Raw genomic sequence first — 18,330 nt, forward strand, 5'->3', positions numbered from 1 at the left:
CCGTGACGCGGCCGAGCGCGAGGCCGCCCTGGAAGCCGCCCGCGAGCGGGCCCGTGCCCACCGCAGGGCCGTCGAGGCAGGCCACCTGACCTGACCACAGCAGCACCGGAGGGGGTGATCCGGTGCCGAACGTCGGCTACGCCAGCCTCCAGATCGTCCCCTCCGTGCGCGGCATCGGCAACGAGATCCGCGACCAGCTCGGCGCGCCCATCGCGGCCGCCGGCGACGAGGCCGGATCCGGCTTCGCCTCGCGCGTGCTCAAGGGCGCCACCGTCGTCGTCGCGGCCGGGGCCGCCGGCATCGGCGCGCTGCTCGGCAAGGGCGTCGCGGGCGCCATGGAAGAGCAGAAGATCGGCGGCCGGATCGGCGCCCAGCTCGGCGCGACCGGTGACGACGCGCAGAAGTACGGGCACATCGCCGGCCGCCTGTACGGCAAGGCGATCACCGACGACGTCGAGGGCGCGGCCGTCGCGATCCGCGGCACGATGGCCTCAGGGCTGGTCCCGACCGGCGCGACCGAGCAGCAGATCGCCGCGATCGCCACGAAGGTCTCCGACCTGGCCGGAACCTTCGAACTCGATCTCGGCCAGGCCGCCAACGCCGCCGGTCAGGCGGTCAAGACAGGGTTGGCGAAGGACGGCGCCGAGGCCCTCGACGTCTTCACCAGGGGCCTCCAGGTCATGGGCCCCAGGGCCGATGACCTCGGCGACACCTTCAACGAATACTCCACGATCTTCCGGCAGTTGGGACTGTCGGCGTCGTCCGCCACCGGCCTGCTCGCGCAGGGCATGGCCGCCGGCGCCCGCGACACCGACGTCGTCGCGGACAGCCTCAAGGAGCTCGTCCTCATCACGCAGGGCGGCGGCGACGCCGTCAACTCGGCGTTCGCCAAGATCGGCCTGTCCGGCGCGGAGATGCAGAAGGCGTTCGTCCAGGGCGGCCCGCAGGCGGCCGCCGGCCTGGACACCCTCCTCGACCGGCTGCGCGCCATGAAGGACCCGATCGACCGTCAGGCCGTTGCCCTGACCCTGTTCGGCACCAAGAGCGAGGACGTCCAGGCCGCGCTGTACGCGCTCGACCCGTCGACCGCGACGGCCGCGCTCGGCGAGGTCGGCGGCGCCGCCGACCGCATGGGCGAGTCCCTGCGCAACAACGCCTCCACCAAGGTGACGCAGTTCGTCCGGGGCCTGGAGCACGGACTGACCACCGTGGTCGGCGGAACCGTCCTCCCGGTACTGGAGCGCGCCGGCGCCGCGGCCGCCGAGAAGTTCGGCCCCGCGTTCGCCCAGGCCGGTGACTGGATCAAGGGCACCGCGATCCCGGCGGCCAAGGACTTCGCCGGCGAAGTCGCCGACCGCCTGGTGCCCGCGGTGTCCGAGGGCGCTACCTGGCTGAAGGACCACCTCGTGCCGGCCGCCGAGCGCGCCGGAACCTTCCTGCGCGACACCCTGATCCCGGCCGCGATCCAGGTGGGCGGCAAACTCGCGAGCGAGTTCGCGCCGGCCGTCTCCAACGTCGGCACCCTGCTGAGCGGCACCCTGCTGCCGGCCGCGATCCAGGTGGGCGGCTGGCTGAAGGACAGCCTGCTTCCCGTCGTCATCGACGGCGCGGTCTGGCTCGGCCAGCATCTGGTGCCCGCCGTCGGGCTGCTCGCGGGCTGGCTCACCGGCACGCTGATCCCCGCCCTCATCGGCACCACGCAGTGGCTGAACGACAACCGCGCGGCCGTCGGACTCGTCGCGGGGGTGATCGGCGCGCTGCTGCTGCCGGTCCTCATCACCACCGCCGTCACCTACGCCCAGACCGCAGCGGCGGCCGTGGCCTCCCGCACCGCCCAGGTCACCTCGTGGATCGCCACCGGAACCGCCGCGGTCACCAACGCGGCGCTCAACGTCGCCGCCAGCTACCAGACCGTCGGCGGGTGGATCGCCGCCGGCGCCTCGGCGGTCGCGAGCGGCGCCCAGCAGGTCGCCGCGTGGGTCGCCACCGGCGCCCGCGCCGTGTGGGGCATGGCACTCCAGGCCGCGGCCGCCGCTGAGGTCGTGGCCGGGTGGGTGCTGATGGGTGTGCAGTCCATGATCCGCGCAGCGCAGATGGCGGCCGCATGGGTCCTCGCCATGGGCCCCGTCGGCTGGATCACCGCCGCCGTGATCGCCCTCGTCGCCCTGATCGTCATGAACTGGGACACGGTCAAGAACGCGACCGCGGCGGCCTGGAACTGGGTCTGGGGCTGGATCAAGCAGATCGCCTCATGGATCTGGGACCTCTTCCTCAACTGGTCGATCGTCGGGCTGATCATCAAGCACTGGGACTCGATCAAGTCGGGGACGGTGACCGCCTGGAACGCCACGCTGGACTTCCTCAAGGGCATCCCAGGCATGATCTACAACGCCTTCTTGAACTTCACGCCCGTCGGCTTGTTGATCAAGCACTGGGACTCGATCAAGGCGACGGCCGTCGAGAAGATGACCGATCTGGTCACCTGGATGAAGGGCCTGCCGGCCTCGATCGGCAGTGCCATCGGCGACCTGGGAAGCCTCCTGACCGGCAAGGGAAAGGACCTGATCACCGGCCTGTGGAACGGCATCCAGACCATGGGCGGGTGGCTGAAAGACCGGCTGATCGGCTGGGCGAAGAGCGCCATCCCGGGACCGATCGCCAAGGCGCTCGGCATCGAATCGCCGTCGACGGTGATGCGCGACCGGATCGGCGTGTGGATCCCGGCCGGCATCGAGGACGGCATCGAGAAGGGCCGCCCCAGCCTGGAGCGGACCATGGCGGGCCTGGTCGACGTCCCGGACCTGCCGCTGCAGAAGTGGACCACCCCGGCCGCCACGAGCGCGCCCGCCTACCGGGCCCCGCTCGCCGCCCCCGCCGGTATCCCGGCCGGCGGCTACGCGGGCGGCCCGCCCCTCCAGATCGAGAACTACTACGAGAGCGACAGCGGCGGCGCGCGGCAGACCGCGATGGACCTCGCAGTCCTCGGCAAGGCCAGGGGGTGAAATGGCCGGAGAGCTGATCACCCGCGACCTCCAGATCCAGTGGGCCGGACAGCTGTGGGGCGACGGCACCGTCTACGCCGTCCAGGACCTGCCAGGCTGGGAGGACCTGCCCGGCCTCGACGACGCGTCGGTGCCCCGCTCCCAGCAGATCGGCGCGCACCCGGGCGCCCTGCTCGCCCAGTCCCGCAGCATCGCCTGCACCCTCCAGGTGGTGTGCGAGCCCGACGACTGGCCGGCCGCCCGGCGCCAGCTGTTCGCCGCGACCGCGGTCCGCCAGGAAGAGCAGCCGCTCGTCGTGCAGCTGGCCGGCGAGCAGCTGCTCGTCCAGGCGCGCATCACCCGCCGGGTCCCCACCAGCACCACCGAGGGCGTGCTCGGCGCCCCCGCGGTCGCCCTGCTGTGGGAGGCGAGCGACCCGCGCCGCTACCAGGTGGCGGAGCAGTCGGCGCAGACGGCCCTGCCCGCCGACGAGGCGGGACTCCCGTGGGGCTCCCCGACGGAGACCGGGCTGGCCTGGGGCTCCCCGGCTGAGACCGGGCTGACGTGGGGAACGCCCGGCTCCACCGGCGACGTGCTGTGCGTCAACTCAGGGGACGCGCCGGCGCATCCGGTGATCGAGATCCGCGGGCCGGTGACGCGGCCGTCGGTCGCGATGGCCGGCACCGGCCTGGTGCTGGAGTACGACATCGTCCTCGCCGCCGGCGACGTCCTGATCGTCGACACCTGGGCCGAGTCCGTGGAGCTCGCCGGGCAGGACCGGCTGACCACCGCGACCCTGCGGTCCGCCCCCGAGACGGACTTCGTGCTCCCGCCGGGCGCCGCGACGACGCTCAGCTTCCGCGCCGCTCCAGGCAGCACCCACCCCGCCGCGCAGGCCACCGTCCGGTGGCGCTCCGCCTACTGGTAGCCGAGGAGGCACCCCGATGACCGTGCGTTCCGGATGGCTGCTCAACGCCTCGACCGGCGGCCCCGGCCAGACCCGGGCCGACACCCGCGCCGTGCCGACCGGCACCATGACCCCGACCGGCGCCACCACCACCCGGGCAGGCGTCATCCCGGGCGGCCAGCCGCTCCAGCTCACCATGACCGGCATGACCGGCAGCATCGGCACCGGCCGCTCCGTCGTCCAGGGCACCAGCACCCAGGGCGCCTACCCCCTGGCGGTCACCGCCGCCGAGACGTTCACCGTCGCCCCCGGACACGCCTCGCTCACCAGGTACGACACGGTGTGGAAGGTCGCCTACGAGCACCTCTACGACGCCTCCGGCCAGACCCTGGCCGCGATCGTCTACCAGCAAGGCACCCCCGGGACCGGGTCACCGCCGACGGCACCGCCGTCCGGGACGGCGTACCTGCGGCTGTGGGACCTTCAGGTGCCGGCGGGCGCGTCGGCCGGGTCCCCGCCCGACTGGGTGACCGGCGGTCTGATCACGGACCGGCGCGTGTTCACCACCGGCCTGGGCGGCATCGTCCCGGCCTCCGACACCGTGCCCGGCGCCTACGTCGGCCAGTGGCGCGACAACGCGGCCACCGGCGCACTGGAGCGTTGGGACGGAACCACGTGGGTGCCCTGGTCGTCGGCCCTGCGCGGCATCGCGCCCAGCACTCTGGCGGCCGGCTCCTACACCGGGCAGTGGAGGGACGGCGCGATCGGCCTGCAGCGCTGGTCGGGATCCGCCTGGAGTCCCGGGCTCGGAGAGTTTCAGACCTTCGTGCCGACCTGGACGGCAACCACCATCAACCCGAACCTCGGCAACGGGTCGCTGACGACCAGGTGGTGCCGGGTCGGCCGCCTCATCACCTGGATCGGAACCCTCAACGCCGGGTCCACCACGAACGGTGGCGACGGCGTCTGGCGGATGAGCCTGCCGGTGCAGGCCGCGGGCAGCGGCGTCGTCGCGGTCGGCTCCTTCAACTACTTCCAGGTCGGGAGCCAGGACTGGCTCGGTGTCGTCCAGATCAGCAGCGGCGCCACCTTCGCCACGTTCACCGTCAAGACGGGCAGCTCCGCCGGCTCGTTCGACACTGTCTCGAACACCGTCCCGGCGCCGGCCGGCAGCACGACGGTCATGCGGTGGACCATCACCTACGAGGCCGCGTCGTGAGCACCCAGGCCCTGGTGTGCGACCTCGTGACGGACCGCCTGCTCGACCGGATGACGCTCACCGGCGTCAGCTACGACGACTACATCGGCAAGACCGGCAGCCTGTCCGCCACCATCCCGGTGCCGGACACCAGGACGGCCCGGCGCATCCGGGAGGCCCTGATCCCCGGGCGCACGATCGTCCACCTCGTCGAGGACGGCGAACTCACCTGGAGCGGCGCCCTGTGGACCCGCACCCGCAAGCGCGACCCGCGCGCCGGCTACAGCTGCGACATCCAAGCCGCCGGCCTGGAGTCCTTCCTCCGATCGCACCGCCTGCTGTACGCCGACCTCGTCGCCGCCGGGGCCGACCAGTTCGCCATCGCCCGCCAGCTGACCACCTACGCCCAGGTCCAGGCCGGCGGGAACCTCGGCATCGAGATGGACCACACCCAGACGTCCGGCGTCCCGCGCGACCGTTCCTACTCGCGCTACGACCTGCCCTACGTCGGCGACCTCCTCGACAAGCTCGCCGCTGTCGAGAACGGCTTCGAGTGGCGCATCCAGGTATGGGCGGACGACACCGGGGCCCGCCACCGCTTCCTGCGCCTCGGCTACCCGAAGATCACGGTCGGCACCGCCGACCTGGTCATCCCGAAATCCCTCGTCGGCTCCTACAGCCTGCCCGAGGACGCCACCACGATGGCCAACGCCTGGCAGTCCCGGGGCGCGTCCACGTCCACGGACATGGGCTCGGAGTCCGTGCCGCTCATGTCGGCCCTGCTCACCAGCCCGGCCGACTGGGCGCAGGGCTGGCCGCGCCTGGACGGCACCTCGGACTACTCGACGGTGGAGACGCAGGACGTCCTCGACGAGCACGCCGGCGCCGACCTCGCCCGCGCCGCCCGGCCGGTGGCGGTCCCGCAGGTCACCGTCACCGGCATCCGGCCGCCGCTCGGCTCCCACGTGCGCCTGCGCCTGCGGGACACCTGGCACTACGACGGCCTGGTCGCCCGCTACCGCGTCATCGGCTACCGGGTGCAGCCCGCCGAGCGGCGCAGCGCCCGCAGCACCGACCTGTACCTGGAGGCGGCCTGATGGCAGTGCAGCAGGAGGACATCCTCGACCGTCTACGCCGCATCGAGGAGCAGTTGCGGGAGACGACCGGCCGCGCGCAGATCCGCCCGCCGCAGAACACGGCGTCCGGCGGGGACCTCGTCGTGGGCGGCACCCGGGCGCTGCGCGTCCTCCAGGCGTCCGGCGTCGGCGACCAGATGCTGTTCGGCCAGGACGGGGCGCAGCGTGTCGGCCGCATCTGGCGCACCGACGGCACGATCGCCCTGGAGGTTGCCGCCGCGGGCGCCGGCCCGCAGACCGTCACCGTCTACGACGGCGCCGGGCACCCGGTGCTCGGCGACGACCGTGTGTGGGGCCTGGCCCGACCCTGGGTCCCGATCCCGCTCGCGAGTGCCCTCACCTTCACCTCCGCCGCCTGGACCACTATTCACCGGGGCACCTGGCACGCCCACCATCCCGTCGTCGCCGCCGAGTACAGCCTGTCCGCGCCGACGACGACCACCTGCCAGGCCCGGCTGATGCTCGACACCGGCGGCCCCCTGGTCCAGCTCGGCCCGACCCTCATCGCCGTCGCGACGGACGCTGTCGCGAACTTCACCGCCGACCCGGCCGCCCACGGCCTGACCTACGGCCAGTCCGGGACGCTGCTGCTCCAGGTCCAGCGCACCGCCGGAACGGGCACCTGCACGCTCTGGCACAAGGGCCTGTGGGCCCGCCAATCCCTCTGACAGGAGACCGATGGACATCGACCCCGCCCACCCCTGGGGCCTCGAACTCGACTACATGGGCCGCGCGACCGCGACGGTGATCGAACAGGGCCTGCCGGTCGCCGTAGTGGTCGCCGACGCCGAACCGAACCGCCGCAACACGCCGACGATCACGGCCTCGATCACCGTCATGCCCGACGACTACAGCATGACCGCCCAGCTCTCCGTGGTGACGGTGCCCGCCTACACCGGAACCGTCTGGGCCCCGAACCCGCTGCTCCTGAAGGCCGCCGTCGAGCAGGCCGCCACCGAGGCCGTCGGCCACCTGCACTGGCTGGCCACCCTCATCCCCGACGCGCCGCAGCCGCTGGCCGGCCCGACCCAGGAGGCGCCCTGATGGCCAGGTCCGGACCGCAGAAGATCCCCGGCGCCAACCTCAACCTGTTCTTCGGCCGGGGCCGTCCGTTCACCGGTTCCGACATGGAGGTGAACTGCGCCCTCCTGCACACCACGGAGGGCCCGAAGCTCTACGACTACGACGGTGGCCGGTCGGCGCCGACCGTCACCGCGCTGCCGGACTTCGCGGCCCGGCGGCTGGTCTGGTACCAGCACTTCGACGTGGACGAGTCCGCACGCGCCCTGGTCAACGCCCCGGGCGGCGTGGAGACGAACACGGCGAACGTCTTCCAGATCGAGCTCGTCGGCACGTGCGACCCCACGACCCATGACGCGTGGACGCGTCGCGGCGTCGAGCACATCTACTGGCCGAAGCCGCCGGATTGGGCGGTGCGGGACCTGGCGTGGCTGATGCGTTGGCTGCGGGACGAGCACGGGATCCCGCTGACGAGCGGCCTGGAGTGGCTGCCGTACCCGTCCTCGTACGGCCGCAGCCGCGTCCGAATGTCCGTCGCGCAGTGGTCGGCTTTCCGCGGCTGGTGCGGCCATCAGCACGCGCCGGAGAACGATCACGGCGACCCGGGTGACCTGCCGATCGAGCGCCTGCTCGCGGTCGCCGCCGGCCAGGTTCCGGCCGCCCCGAAGCCCCCCGCGCCGGCCCCGGCGCCCGCCCCCCTGGAGACCGACATGACCCCGGAGCAGCTGCTCGCCACCCCGGTTCCGCTCGCAACGCTGCCGGGCGGCTACGTGCCGACCGTGGCTGAGCTGCTGAACGGCTCGAAGACCGCGGACGCGGCGCTCGCCGCGCTGCGGGTGGACCTGCCCGCGCTGCTGCTGGCCGCCCCGATGCCGGACTACGCGGTCCTGCCGGACGGCTACCGACCGACGGTGGGGGAGGCGCTGAACGGCGCCAAGCTGGCAGGCTCCCAGATCTCCGCCCTGTCCGCGCAGGTGACCGCGCAGTCCGCCGCGATCACCGCGCTCGCCCAGCAGATCGCCGCCGGCAGCCAGATCGACCCGAATGCCCTGGTCGCCCGGATCGAGCAGGCCATCGCCGGGATCACCGTTCACCTCACCACGAAGGAGTCCTGATGCCTCGCATCTTCGGCCGTGAGCCTGCGCTCTGGCTCGCCCTCGTCAGCGTCCTCGTGAAGGCTGCCTCGGCGTTCGGCCTCCGTGTCAGCGCCGACCAGCAGACGCTGATCAACGCGGCCGCCGCAGCGGTCGTGGGCTTGGTCGTGGCCGTGATCGTGCACGACGGCGCGCCGGCGGCGATCCTGGGCGTGGTCCAGGCGGTGATCGCGCTCGGCGTCGGATTTGGTCTGGACTGGTCCGCGGACCGGCAGGCGGTGGTGATGAGTCTGGTCGCTGCGGGGATCGCGATGTGGACCCGGACGCAGGTGACCGCGCCGGTGCCGGGCCGGCCCGCGCTGCAGGTTCGGCTGTCGGTGGGGAGCCGCGAGTGACCGGTGTCTCCGCCGTCGACCAGGCCGTCCTGTGGTCGGCGGCGGCCGTCGCGGTTGCCGCAGGCCTTGGCCTTCTCTGGAAGTTCGTCCGAGGTGTCGCCCGGTTCGTTGCCCGGGCGGAGGAGATCGCGGACGATTGGACTGGGACGCCCGCGCGGCCGGGTGTTCCTGCTCGGCCGGGTGTGATGGCCCAGCTCGCCCAGGTTGGCCAGCTCGCGCAGCGCATGGATGCCGTCGAACACGAGCTGCACCCCAACTCGGGTCTATCTCTGAGGGATGCCGTGGACCGAGTCGAGGCCACGGTCAGGGATCTCCAGCAGCAGGCTCGCTGAACCACCACGCCCCCGCCCCGGCCATGCCGGGACGGGGGCGTTTCGTCGTTTCAGGCGGTGCCGGACGCGTCAGTTCCGGCGGATGTGGTGCAGCATCAGGAGCCCGGCGACGGCGTTCGCCGACCGGACCTCTCCCTTGGCCACAAGGCTCGGCACGGAGGACAGCGGTACCCACTCGCGTCGCTCTGACTCGAAATCGTCCTTGGGGTGCCCGACGTACTCGGCCCGGTCGGACCAGTAGATGTGGTGCTGGCCGTCGGCGAGGCCGTTCGACGGCTCCACGGTGAGGAGATGCTGGAGAGGGCCCGGCCGCCATCCGGTCTCTTCGAGCATCTCCCGCGCGGCGGCCTCCTCCAGGCTCTCGCCAGCCTCGACGACGCCGGCAGCCAGCTCCCACCCCCAGCTGTCCGTGATGAACCGGTGCCGCCACAGCAGCAGCACCTCATTCCGTTCGTTGACGGCAGTGGCGAGAGCAACGGGGCGCTGCCGGAGGACGTAGTGGTCGAGGTGGCGCCCGTCGGGCAGCTCAACGTCGGCCAAGTTGACCTTGAGCCACCGGTTCTCATAGACCGTGCGCTCGCTCAGGTTCCGCCACACCGACACGCTGTGCTCCTCTGCCCTGCTGATCGCCGACTTCGGCGTCAGTATCCCAACGTCTTCACAGCGGTACCGCGAGGGCGTCGTCGATCCGGTCGACAGCGTCGCGCGTCGCCGCAGTGCGGTGGTCCGCGAGCTGCCGCCGGAGCGCCACGAAGCGGTCCCGGAGCCTCCTGGATTCCATCCCGGCGGCCAGCTCCAGGGCACCGACTGCGTGGGCGGCGGCTTGCTCAGCCTCGCTCCGGCCCAGGTCCACCGTGGTGAGGGTGGCCAGGCGGTGCACGCGGCCTCGTGCGTGTGCCTGGCTCTGGACGGCCTCCTCGGCATACTGCCGGGCTGTGCTCCAGTCGCCGAGGCTGATGAGCGTCTCGGCGAGCTGCGCCTCGACGAGGCCCGGCTGAACGTAGCCGGTCTCCGGTGGCTCCTCGTCGCGTCGGATGCGGCTGGCGGCGGCCTCTGCGCGGGCCATGGCCGCGTGCGCCGAGGCGGCGTCGCCCATGCGCGCGAAGCTCTTGGCCTGCATTGCGTGGAGGTCGGTCGCGAGCGCGTGGCTGATGTGCGGGCCGGCGGACCGGACGCCAGCCTCGGCGAAAGCGACAGCTTGCCGGTAGTCCCGAAGGAACAGCGCCTGGTTGACGAGAAGCGCTATCACGTACCCGCCGAAGGCGCGGTCGCCGGACGCCTTGGCGAGCCGGAGCGCCTGGTGGAAGTAGCGTTGCGCGAGGCCCTGGGCGTCTGCGTCGTACGAGCAGATGCCCGCGACGGCGGCGAGGCCTCCGGCAGCGCGCAGCAGGTCCCGGCCAAGGACATCGGAGTAGGACCCGCGGATGAGCGGGGCGGTGTGGTCGGTGAGGAAGGCGACGACTCGCCCCTTCGTGGCGACGCCGCCGGCCGTTCGGTACATCTGCTCGTACCGACTACGGGCGGTCCGCAGCATCTGCACGTCCGACGCGCCGACACGAGGGGCACCCCTGCGGGAAACATCGCGATCGTCCGGCGGGTTCTCCCATTCCCAGACCGGCGTGATCGCAGCCGTGCCGGTCACCGCCGGGACGGCTTGCACTTCGGGGCGCGCTTGGCCGTCCGATCTCCACAGAGCTGTCGCTCGATCGAGGTACTTGGGCAGCGCGGTCGACGTCGCTCCTTCGGGCTGGCCCATCCCGATGTCGTCGAGCGCAACGGGGCGGCCGAGCTTCTTGCTGAGCACGGCGCAGATGGCGTCGGGCACTGCTCCCCGAGGGCGTTGGCCCTTGATCCACCGGGCGACGGCGGTGTGGTCGTACCCGGTACCGGTGACGCCGTTGACCCGGGCTGCGAGTCCAGCGTGCGACATACCCGCCTCATCGATGAGGGCGTCGAGCAGTGGGTTCGGCTCCACCTGTGACCTCCTGCTGATGCTGTGTCAGCAATGTAGAGCACTTCGCTTCACACGGGGTGTGAAGCGAAGTACGCGGACACGACGTACGCACACGCTGCCCGCGCCTCACCGCCACGGGCACGCTGGCCTCATGAGCGCGGCCGGATGATCGGTGCCGCCACGGCATCGAGGAGGACGAGTGGGCTGGACCGCAGGTGAGGACTGGACCGTCAGCGTCGAGGGGCGCCTCGACCCGACGCCGCTGCCGCCGGCGGCGGCTCTGACCGCCGTCTGGCAGGCCGTCCGGGAGCTGGACGTCGGGGACCAGCAGTACGCCGCTCTACGCTGGCTCTTCGGCACCGGGGCCACCGAACAGGTCGAGGCGGCGCTCGACGGCGGCCAGCTCGACTTCCCGGTCGTCCTCCCGGACAGCCGGATCATGATCCGTGTCCGCCGCGGTGACGGCCGGACAGCCAGGCAGCGGCACGCCGAGCGGTACCGGGTGGTGCAGGAGCCCCGACAGGGGAGGCACCCCGGGCTGTGGGTGGTCGAGGACACCACGACGGGTGAACCGGTTCGCGAGCGCGGCTGCGTCCTGCGGTGGGGTATCGCGTCGAGCGCGCAGTCCTGGATCCGCAGACAGGTGGCCCGCGGCGACTACCAGGGGAAGGCCGGGCATGCCGCAGCCTCCTGACGCCGCCCCCGAGGCCGGCGTGCTGCTCAGACCGAAGGCCCGGTGTGCGACGTGCCGCCACCTCGCCGCGCAGCACGCCGCCGCCGAGCAGGTCCGCGACGCCAGCGCCCTCACGGACGCGTGCGTTCTCATGCGGCGCCACCACACCGCTGCGCACTGATGAACGACGACACCCAGGACGACTACCGGGCGGCCGCCACGTGGCCGGACGGCCGTCCTCCGGCCCCGGCCCGGTGGGCAGCGGCGTACGCCGTCACTGTCGCTGCGCTCCTGCTGGTCATCGCACTACTGCTTGCCACCACTACCTAGGACTACCGACATGGCGAAGAACCTCATAAGCAAACTGCTGTCCCAGAGTCCGGGACCGGTCAAGGGTTCGACTCCACCTAAGGCCGCTGCCGGGGAACGGGCTGGCACCGCTGCCGAGCACGCAGAGATGGCCCGCTTCGCCGTCGAGGACGGCAGCGTCGGCAACGAGGAGCGGCACCGTCTCGGCAAGGCCATCAGGGCCGCGAAGGGGCTGCGGAACAAGACGCGAGACAACCCGGACACCGTGTTCTGATCATCCAGGCATCCGGGTGCCGCTCCGGTGCGCTCGGTCGACGACGAGGTATCCGCGCGCGGCGCGACCGCGCACACGACGGCCTAGGCCCTCGTTGATCCGACCGAAGTCCGGCGCCGAGCCTGAGTCCGGCGTCAGGATAGACGCCCCGGCCGCCCGGGCCGGGGCCACCTCAGGAGACGCCATGAGCAGCACAATCCCCCCCGACCGGCAGGGCCGGTGGGGTTCCCAGCGCGGCAGCAGCCGCGGCCCCGGCCGCACCGGCCGCACCACCCTGCTCCCGCCGGGCGTGATCCCGGCGGAGATCGCCGAGGCCCTGGACGAGCTGGGGCCGACCGAGGAAGAGGAGGACACCGAGATGGCACCGCAGAAAGACCCGTCCGGCGGGTCGGGGGGGATCGGCGGACCCAAGGCACCGCCGTCCGCGCCGAAGACGCCGCCGCCGCCCACGCCGCCGGCCGACTAGCGCGGACCGGGTCAGGTCAGGGCTACGGCTCCCGGAAGAACCTCCACACAGGGACCTCAAGGGCGTGCGCCAGTCGCGTCAGGTCGTCGAGGCCTGCGTTCCGGTGTCCGTTCTCGTACCGGCTGATGGTCTTGTTGTCGACGCCGGAACGCGTCTGGAGCTGGATCTGGCTGAGCCCCCTGGCTAGCCGTAGCGCCCGCAGTCGGGCGCCCACCTCCCAGCGCTGCTGCTGAAGGTCCGGCTGTTGATCATCGGCACTCACTTGCTCATGCCTAAGGCCCTGACCTGCGTAAAGCCTTACCCAAGTGGGTAAATCGGCTCGGCACTACAGCTCGGCTGTGGTAGCGCGTCTTGCACGAGGCCGCGTCCCGTCCAGATGGCGGGGCCACAGCCGGGGGCTGCCCCCTCCCAGTACGCTGGCGAGGGGGCGGTTCCATATCCGGTGACGGTGAGCGATATCAAGCCAATCGGTGATCGCGTAGAGACCAACCGCCTGCACTCCAATCGGTCTCTCACGACCAGGCAAAACGCCAGGTGAGCACAGCGCTCAGGCGCCACTACCTTCTAAGCGGTAGGTCGCAGGTTCGAATCCTGCTGGGGGCGCCACCCGACACCGCGCCACGTCCGGCGCCGCGCACTCCGCGCATTTCCCGCGCCGTCCGGCACCGAGCGCGCATAAGCCGTGACCATCCGTGTCATGCACGCCCCGAAAAGACCCCGCCGGGGAATTCCGCTCCCGGAAACACTCCGGCCCGCGCGCGCTACGCCGACGAACCGCCGCCGTGCCCGCCCGCGTGCCGGTCGCCGTCCCCGCCCGCCACCAGCCGTGCCAGGTAGTCGTCCAGCAGCCCGGTCTGCCGCCGCGCCGGGAACTCCGCCGGTGCGAACAGCGCCTGCACCACCAGCCCCAGCACGAAGGCCTGCGCCGCCGCCGCGACCTCGTCGGCCGGCGGACCGGCCGGCAGCTCGCCGAGCCGCCGCGCGGCCTCGACGCACTCCGTCAGCAGCCCGCGCGCCCGCGCGTACCGCGCCGCGTGCGCCCCGGCGAGCTCCGGATCCGCCAGCGCGACGTCCCAGGAGCCCACCCAGATCCGGTTGCCCGCCCGGCCCGGCCCGTCCAGCGGCAGCACGTCCAGCAGCGCCGCCCGCAGCCGCGCCAGCCCCTCGGGCGGCGGCTCCCCCTCGGCCGGCGCGAGCCGCCTCGGCCGGGCCAGCGAGCGCCGGTCCAGCACCTCCAGCGCGTGCGCGACCAGCGCCTTCTTGCTGGGGAAGTAATGCGTCAACAGCCCGGTGCTGGCGCCCATCTCGGCGGCCACCGCACGCAGCGTGAGCCCTTCGAAACCGCGCGTGGAGAGCACCCGCCAGACCGCCTCGGAAACCTCGGTTCGGCGGGCTTCATGATCTCCACGGGCCGGTGTCATGGGGTTATCTTACGTACCAAACGTTTGTTACGGACGCACGCAGACCGCCCCTCGCCGCGAAAGGCCAGCCCATGTTCGCCGTCCCCCTCGCCGAGAACGCCGAGCTCCGCCCGCTGGAGCCCTGGCACGCACCCGAGTACCTGGAGCACATCGAGCGCGGCCGCGCCCACATCGACGCCTGGATCGGCTGGGCCGCCCTCGCCACCGACCTCGACTCGGCGCGCGCCGTCCTGCAGCGCTACGCGGACCGGCAGGCCGCCGACACCGCCCGCCTCTACGGCATCTGGCTGGACGGCACACTGGTCGGCGGCGTGATGTTCGTCCAGTTCGACGCCAAGGCCGGCACCTGCGAGATCGGGGTCTGGACCGAGCCCGCCGGCCAGGGCCGCGGCCTGATCACCACCGCCGTCCGGCACCTGATCGACTACGCCTTCACCGTCCGGGGCATGCACCGGATCGAGTGGCACAACCGGCCGGAGAACGTCCGCAGCCGCGCGATCGCCCAGCGCCTGGGCTTCACCCTGGAGGGCGTGCTGCGGGAGAGCTACCTGCACGGCGGCGTCCACCACGACGGCGAGGTCTGGTCGCTGCTGACCCACGAGTGGAAGCCGCAGGGCGCCCCCGCCTCCTGACGGCCCGTCGGCGGCGCCGGTGGACGGCTCCACCGGCACCGCCGCGCCCCGGGGGAACGGCCTCTGGGAGAGTGTCCGCACCCACACCCTCCCGGAGGTGCCCATGGCCACCCGGCCGCTGCTGACGCGCGAGCGCTCCCCGCTGCCCACCGAGACCGACGGCCTCAACGCCCACCTCGGCGAGGACGGCGTCGCGGTGCTGGAGTTCGACCGCCCGCACCAGCGCAACGCCCTCACCCTGGCGATCTGGCAGGCGCTGCCCGGGGTGCTGAAGCGGCTCGCCGAGGAGCCGGGGGTGCGCGCCCTGCTGGTCACCGGCGCGGGCGGCACCTTCAGCGCCGGCGCGGACATCGGCGAACTCGCCGTCGTCTACGGCGATCCGGACCGCGCCGACGCCTACCACGCGGTCAACGTCGCCGCCGAGGAGGCGCTGGCGGCCTTCCCGCACCCGACCGTCGCCGTGGTGCACGGCGCCTGCGTCGGCGGCGGCTGCCAGCTGGCGCTCGCCTGCGACCTGAGGTTCGTCGCCGAGGACGCCCGGCTCGGCATCACCCCGGCCAAACTGGGCGTGGTCTACCCGGCGGTGCCGACGCTGCGGCTGACCCGGCTGGTCGGCCCGGCCCGCGCCAAGTACCTGCTGTTCTCCGGCGAGCTGCTGCCCGGGCCCCGGGCGGCCGGGCTGGGCCTGGCCGAACGCGTCCTGCCGGCCGCCGAACTGGACGCGGCGGCCCTGGAGTTCGCCCGGCTGCTGACCACCCGCTCGCCGCAGACCATCGGCGCGGTCAAGGCCGCCCTGGCCGTCCCGCCGGAGCAGGCCGCCGCCGCCCTCGCCCCCTGGGAGCGCCGCTCCCGCGAGGCGTCCGACGTCCACGAGGGCCTCGCCGCCTTCCTGGAGCGCCGCCCGCCCCGGTTCTGAGCCTCTCCGGGGACGGCGGCCCGGGGGCCGGTCGATACGATCACGCGATCGAATACGACCGATCCACCGCCGTCCCCTTGGAGCACCGCGCGATGACCGCCCCCACGCCCTCGACGCCCTGGGCCCGCAGGATCACCGACGGCCTGGAGCCGAAGAACGTCATCGTCGCGATGCTGCTCCTGCTCGGCGGGGCCCGCTACGGCTGGAACGGCCTCGCCTGGGCGGTGTTCGCCGCCCTCTTCACCGCCGTGGTCCCGACCCTGCTCATCCGGTTCGGAATGCGCCGGGGCACCGTGGGCGACCGGCACGTCGGCAACCGCCGCCGGCGCCTGACGCTCTTCCCGCTCATCATGGTCTCGGTCGCGGTCGGCTTCACCGGGATGCTCCTGGCGCACGCGCCGCGCGACCTCACCGCCGTGGTGCTGGCGATGTTCGCCTCGCTGGTCCCGATCCTGGTGATCACCGCTTGGTGGAAGGTCTCCGTGCACACCGCCGTGGCGAGCGGCGCGGTGGTCTGCCTGGCCGTCGCGCTCGGTCCGTGGTGGCTGCTCCTGTACCCGCCGGTCGCGCTGATCGGCTGGTCCCGGGTGGTGCTGCGGGACCACACCGCCGCGCAGACGGTCGTCGGCACGGCGGTGGGCGCCCTCTCGGCCGGGCTCACCTTCTGGGCCGCCCGCTAGGGACGGAGGCCCGCCCCGCTCAGCGGATCGGCAGCCCGGAGACGGCGCGGGCGATGACCAGGCGCTGGATCTCGCTGGTGCCCTCGAAGACCGAGTAGATCGCGCTGTCCCGGTGCATCCGCTCGACCGGGTACTCCCGGGTGAAGCCGTTGCCGCCGAGGATCTGCATCGCCTGCGCGGTGACCCACTTGGCGGTCTCGCCCGCGTACAGCTTGGACATCGACCCCTCGGCCGCGGTGAACGGCTGCCGGGTGGCGGCCATCCAGGAGGCCCGCCAGACCAGCAGCCGGGCCGCGTCGATCCGGGTCCTCATGTCGGCCAACTGGAAGGCCACGCCCTGGTTGTCGATGATCGGGCGGCCGAACTGCACCCGGGTCCGCGCGTAGTCGAGCGCCACCTCGTACGCGGCCCGGGCGATCCCGATCGCCTGCGCGCCGACGGCCGGCCGGGAGGCCTCGAAGGTGGCCATCGCGGCGTTCCGCCCGCCCGTGCGGACGCCCTCGCGGGCCCGCGCCAGGCGCTCGTCGAGCTTCTCCTTGCCGCCGAGCAGGCAGTGTCCCGGCACCCGGACGGCGTCCAGCACCACCTCGGCGGTGTGCGAGGCGCGGATGCCGTGCTTCTTGAACTTCTGCCCCTGAGCGAGCCCGGGCGTGCCCGGCGGCACCACGAAGGACGCCTGCCCGCGCGCGCCGAGCGCCGGGTCGACGGTGGCGACGACCACGTGGACGGCGGCGATCCCGCCGTTGGTGGCCCAGGTCTTGGTGCCGTTCAGCACCCACTCGTCGGTGGCCTCCTCGTACACCGCCCGGGTGCGCAGCGCCGAGACGTCGGAGCCGGCGTCCGGCTCGGAGGAGCAGAACGCGGCCACCTTGACGTCGTCCGGGGTGCCGAACATCTGCGGTGCCCAGGTGCCGATCTGCTCATCGGTGCCGTTGGCGAGCACCGCGACGGCGGCGAGGGTGGTGCCGACGATGGACAGGCCGATGCCGGCGTCGCCCCAGAACAGCTCCTCCATGGCGATCGGGATGCCCACGCCGGAGGGGTCGAAGTACTGCTGGGCGTAGAAGTCGAGCGAGTAGATCCCCAGCTCGGCGGCCTCCTGGATGATCGGCCAGGGGGTCTCCTCGCGCTCGTCCCACTCGGCGGCGGCGGGCCGGATCACGTCGGCGGCGAAGCCGTGCAGCCAGTCGCGGACGGCGAGCTGGTCCGGTCCCGGGTCCAGGGAGAAGGTGCTCATGGGTGGGGGCCTCCGAAAAAGGGTGCGACCGACCTGGGTGTTACCACCGGTAACATCGTGGGAGTCTGCTACTGCTTGGTAACCGGTGTCAACGCCCGCACCCACCCGAAACGAGGAAACCGCGCATGGACCCAGAGCCCCGCCGGGAACAGCTGCTCAACGCCGCCGACCGGGTCGTCCAGCGTGAGGGCCCCGGCGCCAGCATGAACGCGATCGCCGCCGAGGCCGGCATCACCAAACCCATCCTCTACCGGCACTTCGGCGACCGGAACGGCCTGATCAGGGCCCTGACCGAGCGCCACACCGGCGGGCTGCTGGCCGCCGTCCGGGCCGCCCTCGCCGAACCGCTGGAACGCCGCGACCGGGTCGAGCACGTGCTGGACACCTACCTCGCCGGGATCGAGGCCCGCCCGCAGGTCTACCGGCTGCTCACCCACCCCGAACCGGGCGACCCGAGCGGCGCCGGCAACGCGCTCGCCCCGGCGCTCCAGCAGATCGCCGAGGAGATCACCCGGGCCATCGCCGACCAGGTCGACCTCGGCGCCGACCGCGAACTGATCGCCGAGGCCTGGGGCCGGGCCATCACCGGCATGGTGCTCGCGGCCGGCGACTGGTGGCTGGAGTCCCGGACCTGCTCGCGCACCCGGATGGTCCAGGCGCTCGCCGACCTGCTCTGGGGCCGGCTCGCCGCCGCCGGCTACCTGC

General features: G+C 72.7%; 22 protein-coding genes. 17 read left to right on the forward strand and 5 right to left on the reverse strand.

The annotated features are described in order from the left end of the window. Positions 1-122: 122 nt before the first annotated feature. Genes ABD308_RS29460 through ABD308_RS29500 form a run of 9 tightly spaced genes read left to right on the forward strand, consistent with a single transcriptional unit; the run spans position 123 to position 9,063 of the window. A complete protein-coding gene (locus ABD308_RS29460) occupies positions 123-3,002 on the forward strand; it encodes a phage tail tape measure protein (protein ID WP_344341466.1) in 2,880 nt (959 codons plus the stop codon). Position 3,003: 1 nt separating this feature from the next. After that, entirely contained in the window at positions 3,004-3,909 is a 906-nt protein-coding gene (locus tag ABD308_RS29465) for a phage tail family protein (RefSeq protein ID WP_344341469.1), read from the forward strand. 16 nt (positions 3,910-3,925) lie between these two features. After that, entirely contained in the window at positions 3,926-5,107 is a 1,182-nt protein-coding gene (locus tag ABD308_RS29470) for a hypothetical protein (RefSeq protein WP_344341472.1), read from the forward strand. Continuing rightward, on the forward strand, positions 5,104-6,183 hold the full coding sequence (locus tag ABD308_RS29475; protein ID WP_344341475.1) for a hypothetical protein: 1,080 nt from the start codon (positions 5,104-5,106) through the stop codon (positions 6,181-6,183). The genes ABD308_RS29470 and ABD308_RS29475 overlap by 4 nt, the downstream gene beginning before the upstream one ends. Beyond that, entirely contained in the window at positions 6,183-6,890 is a 708-nt protein-coding gene (locus ABD308_RS29480; RefSeq protein WP_344341478.1) for a hypothetical protein, read from the forward strand. The genes ABD308_RS29475 and ABD308_RS29480 overlap by 1 nt, the downstream gene beginning before the upstream one ends. A gap of 10 nt (positions 6,891-6,900) precedes the next feature. Further along, positions 6,901-7,266 (forward strand): hypothetical protein, encoded by a 366-nt coding sequence (locus ABD308_RS29485; RefSeq protein ID WP_344341481.1) that lies wholly within the window; start codon positions 6,901-6,903, stop codon positions 7,264-7,266. Beyond that, a complete protein-coding gene (locus tag ABD308_RS29490) occupies positions 7,266-8,357 on the forward strand; it encodes a hypothetical protein (protein WP_344341484.1) in 1,092 nt (363 codons plus the stop codon). The genes ABD308_RS29485 and ABD308_RS29490 overlap by 1 nt, the downstream gene beginning before the upstream one ends. Further along, a complete protein-coding gene (locus tag ABD308_RS29495; protein ID WP_344341487.1) occupies positions 8,357-8,731 on the forward strand; it encodes a hypothetical protein in 375 nt (124 codons plus the stop codon). The genes ABD308_RS29490 and ABD308_RS29495 overlap by 1 nt, the downstream gene beginning before the upstream one ends. Next, positions 8,728-9,063, forward strand: a complete 336-nt coding sequence (locus tag ABD308_RS29500; RefSeq protein ID WP_344341490.1) for a hypothetical protein — start codon at positions 8,728-8,730, stop codon at positions 9,061-9,063. The genes ABD308_RS29495 and ABD308_RS29500 overlap by 4 nt, the downstream gene beginning before the upstream one ends. A 69-nt stretch (positions 9,064-9,132) precedes the next feature. Here ABD308_RS29500 and ABD308_RS29505 read toward each other — a convergent pair whose 3' ends face one another. After that, positions 9,133-9,666, reverse strand: a complete 534-nt coding sequence (locus ABD308_RS29505; protein WP_344341493.1) for an NUDIX hydrolase — start codon at positions 9,664-9,666, stop codon at positions 9,133-9,135. 55 nt (positions 9,667-9,721) lie between these two features. Then, positions 9,722-11,038, reverse strand: coding sequence for an NsdA family TPR-like regulatory protein (locus tag ABD308_RS29510; RefSeq protein ID WP_344341496.1), 1,317 nt, complete (start codon positions 11,036-11,038; stop codon positions 9,722-9,724). A 178-nt stretch (positions 11,039-11,216) separates the two neighbouring features. On the opposite strand from ABD308_RS29510, the gene ABD308_RS29515 reads away from it, so the two are divergent. The 4 genes from ABD308_RS29515 (at position 11,217) to ABD308_RS29530 (ending at position 12,739) form a co-directional block, all read left to right on the forward strand. Next, positions 11,217-11,711, forward strand: a complete 495-nt coding sequence (locus ABD308_RS29515) for a hypothetical protein (protein ID WP_344341499.1) — start codon at positions 11,217-11,219, stop codon at positions 11,709-11,711. Beyond that, complete coding sequence (locus ABD308_RS29520) at positions 11,695-11,871, forward strand: hypothetical protein (protein ID WP_344341502.1); 177 nt, start codon at positions 11,695-11,697, stop codon at positions 11,869-11,871. Before ABD308_RS29515 ends, ABD308_RS29520 begins: the two co-directional genes overlap by 17 nt. Positions 11,872-12,030: 159 nt before the next feature. After that, positions 12,031-12,273 carry a hypothetical protein gene (locus tag ABD308_RS29525; protein WP_344341505.1) on the forward strand — a complete coding sequence of 81 codons (243 nt, stop codon included), beginning with the start codon at positions 12,031-12,033 and terminating at the stop codon, positions 12,271-12,273. A 184-nt stretch (positions 12,274-12,457) separates the two neighbouring features. Beyond that, positions 12,458-12,739 (forward strand): hypothetical protein, encoded by a 282-nt coding sequence (locus ABD308_RS29530; protein ID WP_344341508.1) that lies wholly within the window; start codon positions 12,458-12,460, stop codon positions 12,737-12,739. Positions 12,740-12,761: 22 nt separating this feature from the next. Here ABD308_RS29530 and ABD308_RS29535 read toward each other — a convergent pair whose 3' ends face one another. Together ABD308_RS29535 and ABD308_RS29540 are read right to left on the reverse strand one after the other, a co-directional pair. Further along, the gene (locus ABD308_RS29535) at positions 12,762-13,001 is read right to left on the reverse strand and encodes a helix-turn-helix domain-containing protein (protein ID WP_344341511.1); all 240 of its coding nucleotides are present in this window, start codon (positions 12,999-13,001) and stop codon (positions 12,762-12,764) included. 499 nt (positions 13,002-13,500) lie between these two features. Further along, positions 13,501-14,160 carry a TetR/AcrR family transcriptional regulator gene (locus tag ABD308_RS29540; protein ID WP_344341514.1) on the reverse strand — a complete coding sequence of 220 codons (660 nt, stop codon included), beginning with the start codon at positions 14,158-14,160 and terminating at the stop codon, positions 13,501-13,503. 71 nt (positions 14,161-14,231) lie between these two features. On the opposite strand from ABD308_RS29540, the gene ABD308_RS29545 reads away from it, so the two are divergent. From ABD308_RS29545 to ABD308_RS29555, 3 genes are all read left to right on the forward strand, one after another. Further along, positions 14,232-14,792: a GNAT family N-acetyltransferase gene (locus ABD308_RS29545; protein ID WP_344341517.1), complete on the forward strand. Its 561-nt coding sequence runs from the start codon at positions 14,232-14,234 to the stop codon at positions 14,790-14,792. Between the two features lie 19 nt (positions 14,793-14,811). Then, on the forward strand, positions 14,812-15,708 hold the full coding sequence (locus tag ABD308_RS29550; RefSeq protein WP_344341520.1) for an enoyl-CoA hydratase/isomerase family protein: 897 nt from the start codon (positions 14,812-14,814) through the stop codon (positions 15,706-15,708). 92 nt (positions 15,709-15,800) lie between these two features. After that, the gene (locus ABD308_RS29555; RefSeq protein ID WP_344341523.1) at positions 15,801-16,388 is read left to right on the forward strand and encodes a hypothetical protein; all 588 of its coding nucleotides are present in this window, start codon (positions 15,801-15,803) and stop codon (positions 16,386-16,388) included. Between the two features lie 19 nt (positions 16,389-16,407). On the opposite strand, the gene ABD308_RS29560 is transcribed toward ABD308_RS29555, so the two are convergent. Beyond that, complete coding sequence (locus tag ABD308_RS29560; protein ID WP_344341526.1) at positions 16,408-17,625, reverse strand: acyl-CoA dehydrogenase family protein; 1,218 nt, start codon at positions 17,623-17,625, stop codon at positions 16,408-16,410. Positions 17,626-17,750: 125 nt separating this feature from the next. Here ABD308_RS29560 and ABD308_RS29565 point away from each other — a divergent pair. Then, positions 17,751-18,330: TetR family transcriptional regulator (locus ABD308_RS29565; protein ID WP_344341529.1), on the forward strand; the 580-nt coding region annotated here is incomplete at its 3' end.

Origin of the sequence: Kitasatospora putterlickiae (assembly GCF_039527695.1) — a bacterium.
GTDB classification, from domain to species: domain Bacteria; phylum Actinomycetota; class Actinomycetes; order Streptomycetales; family Streptomycetaceae; genus Kitasatospora; species Kitasatospora putterlickiae.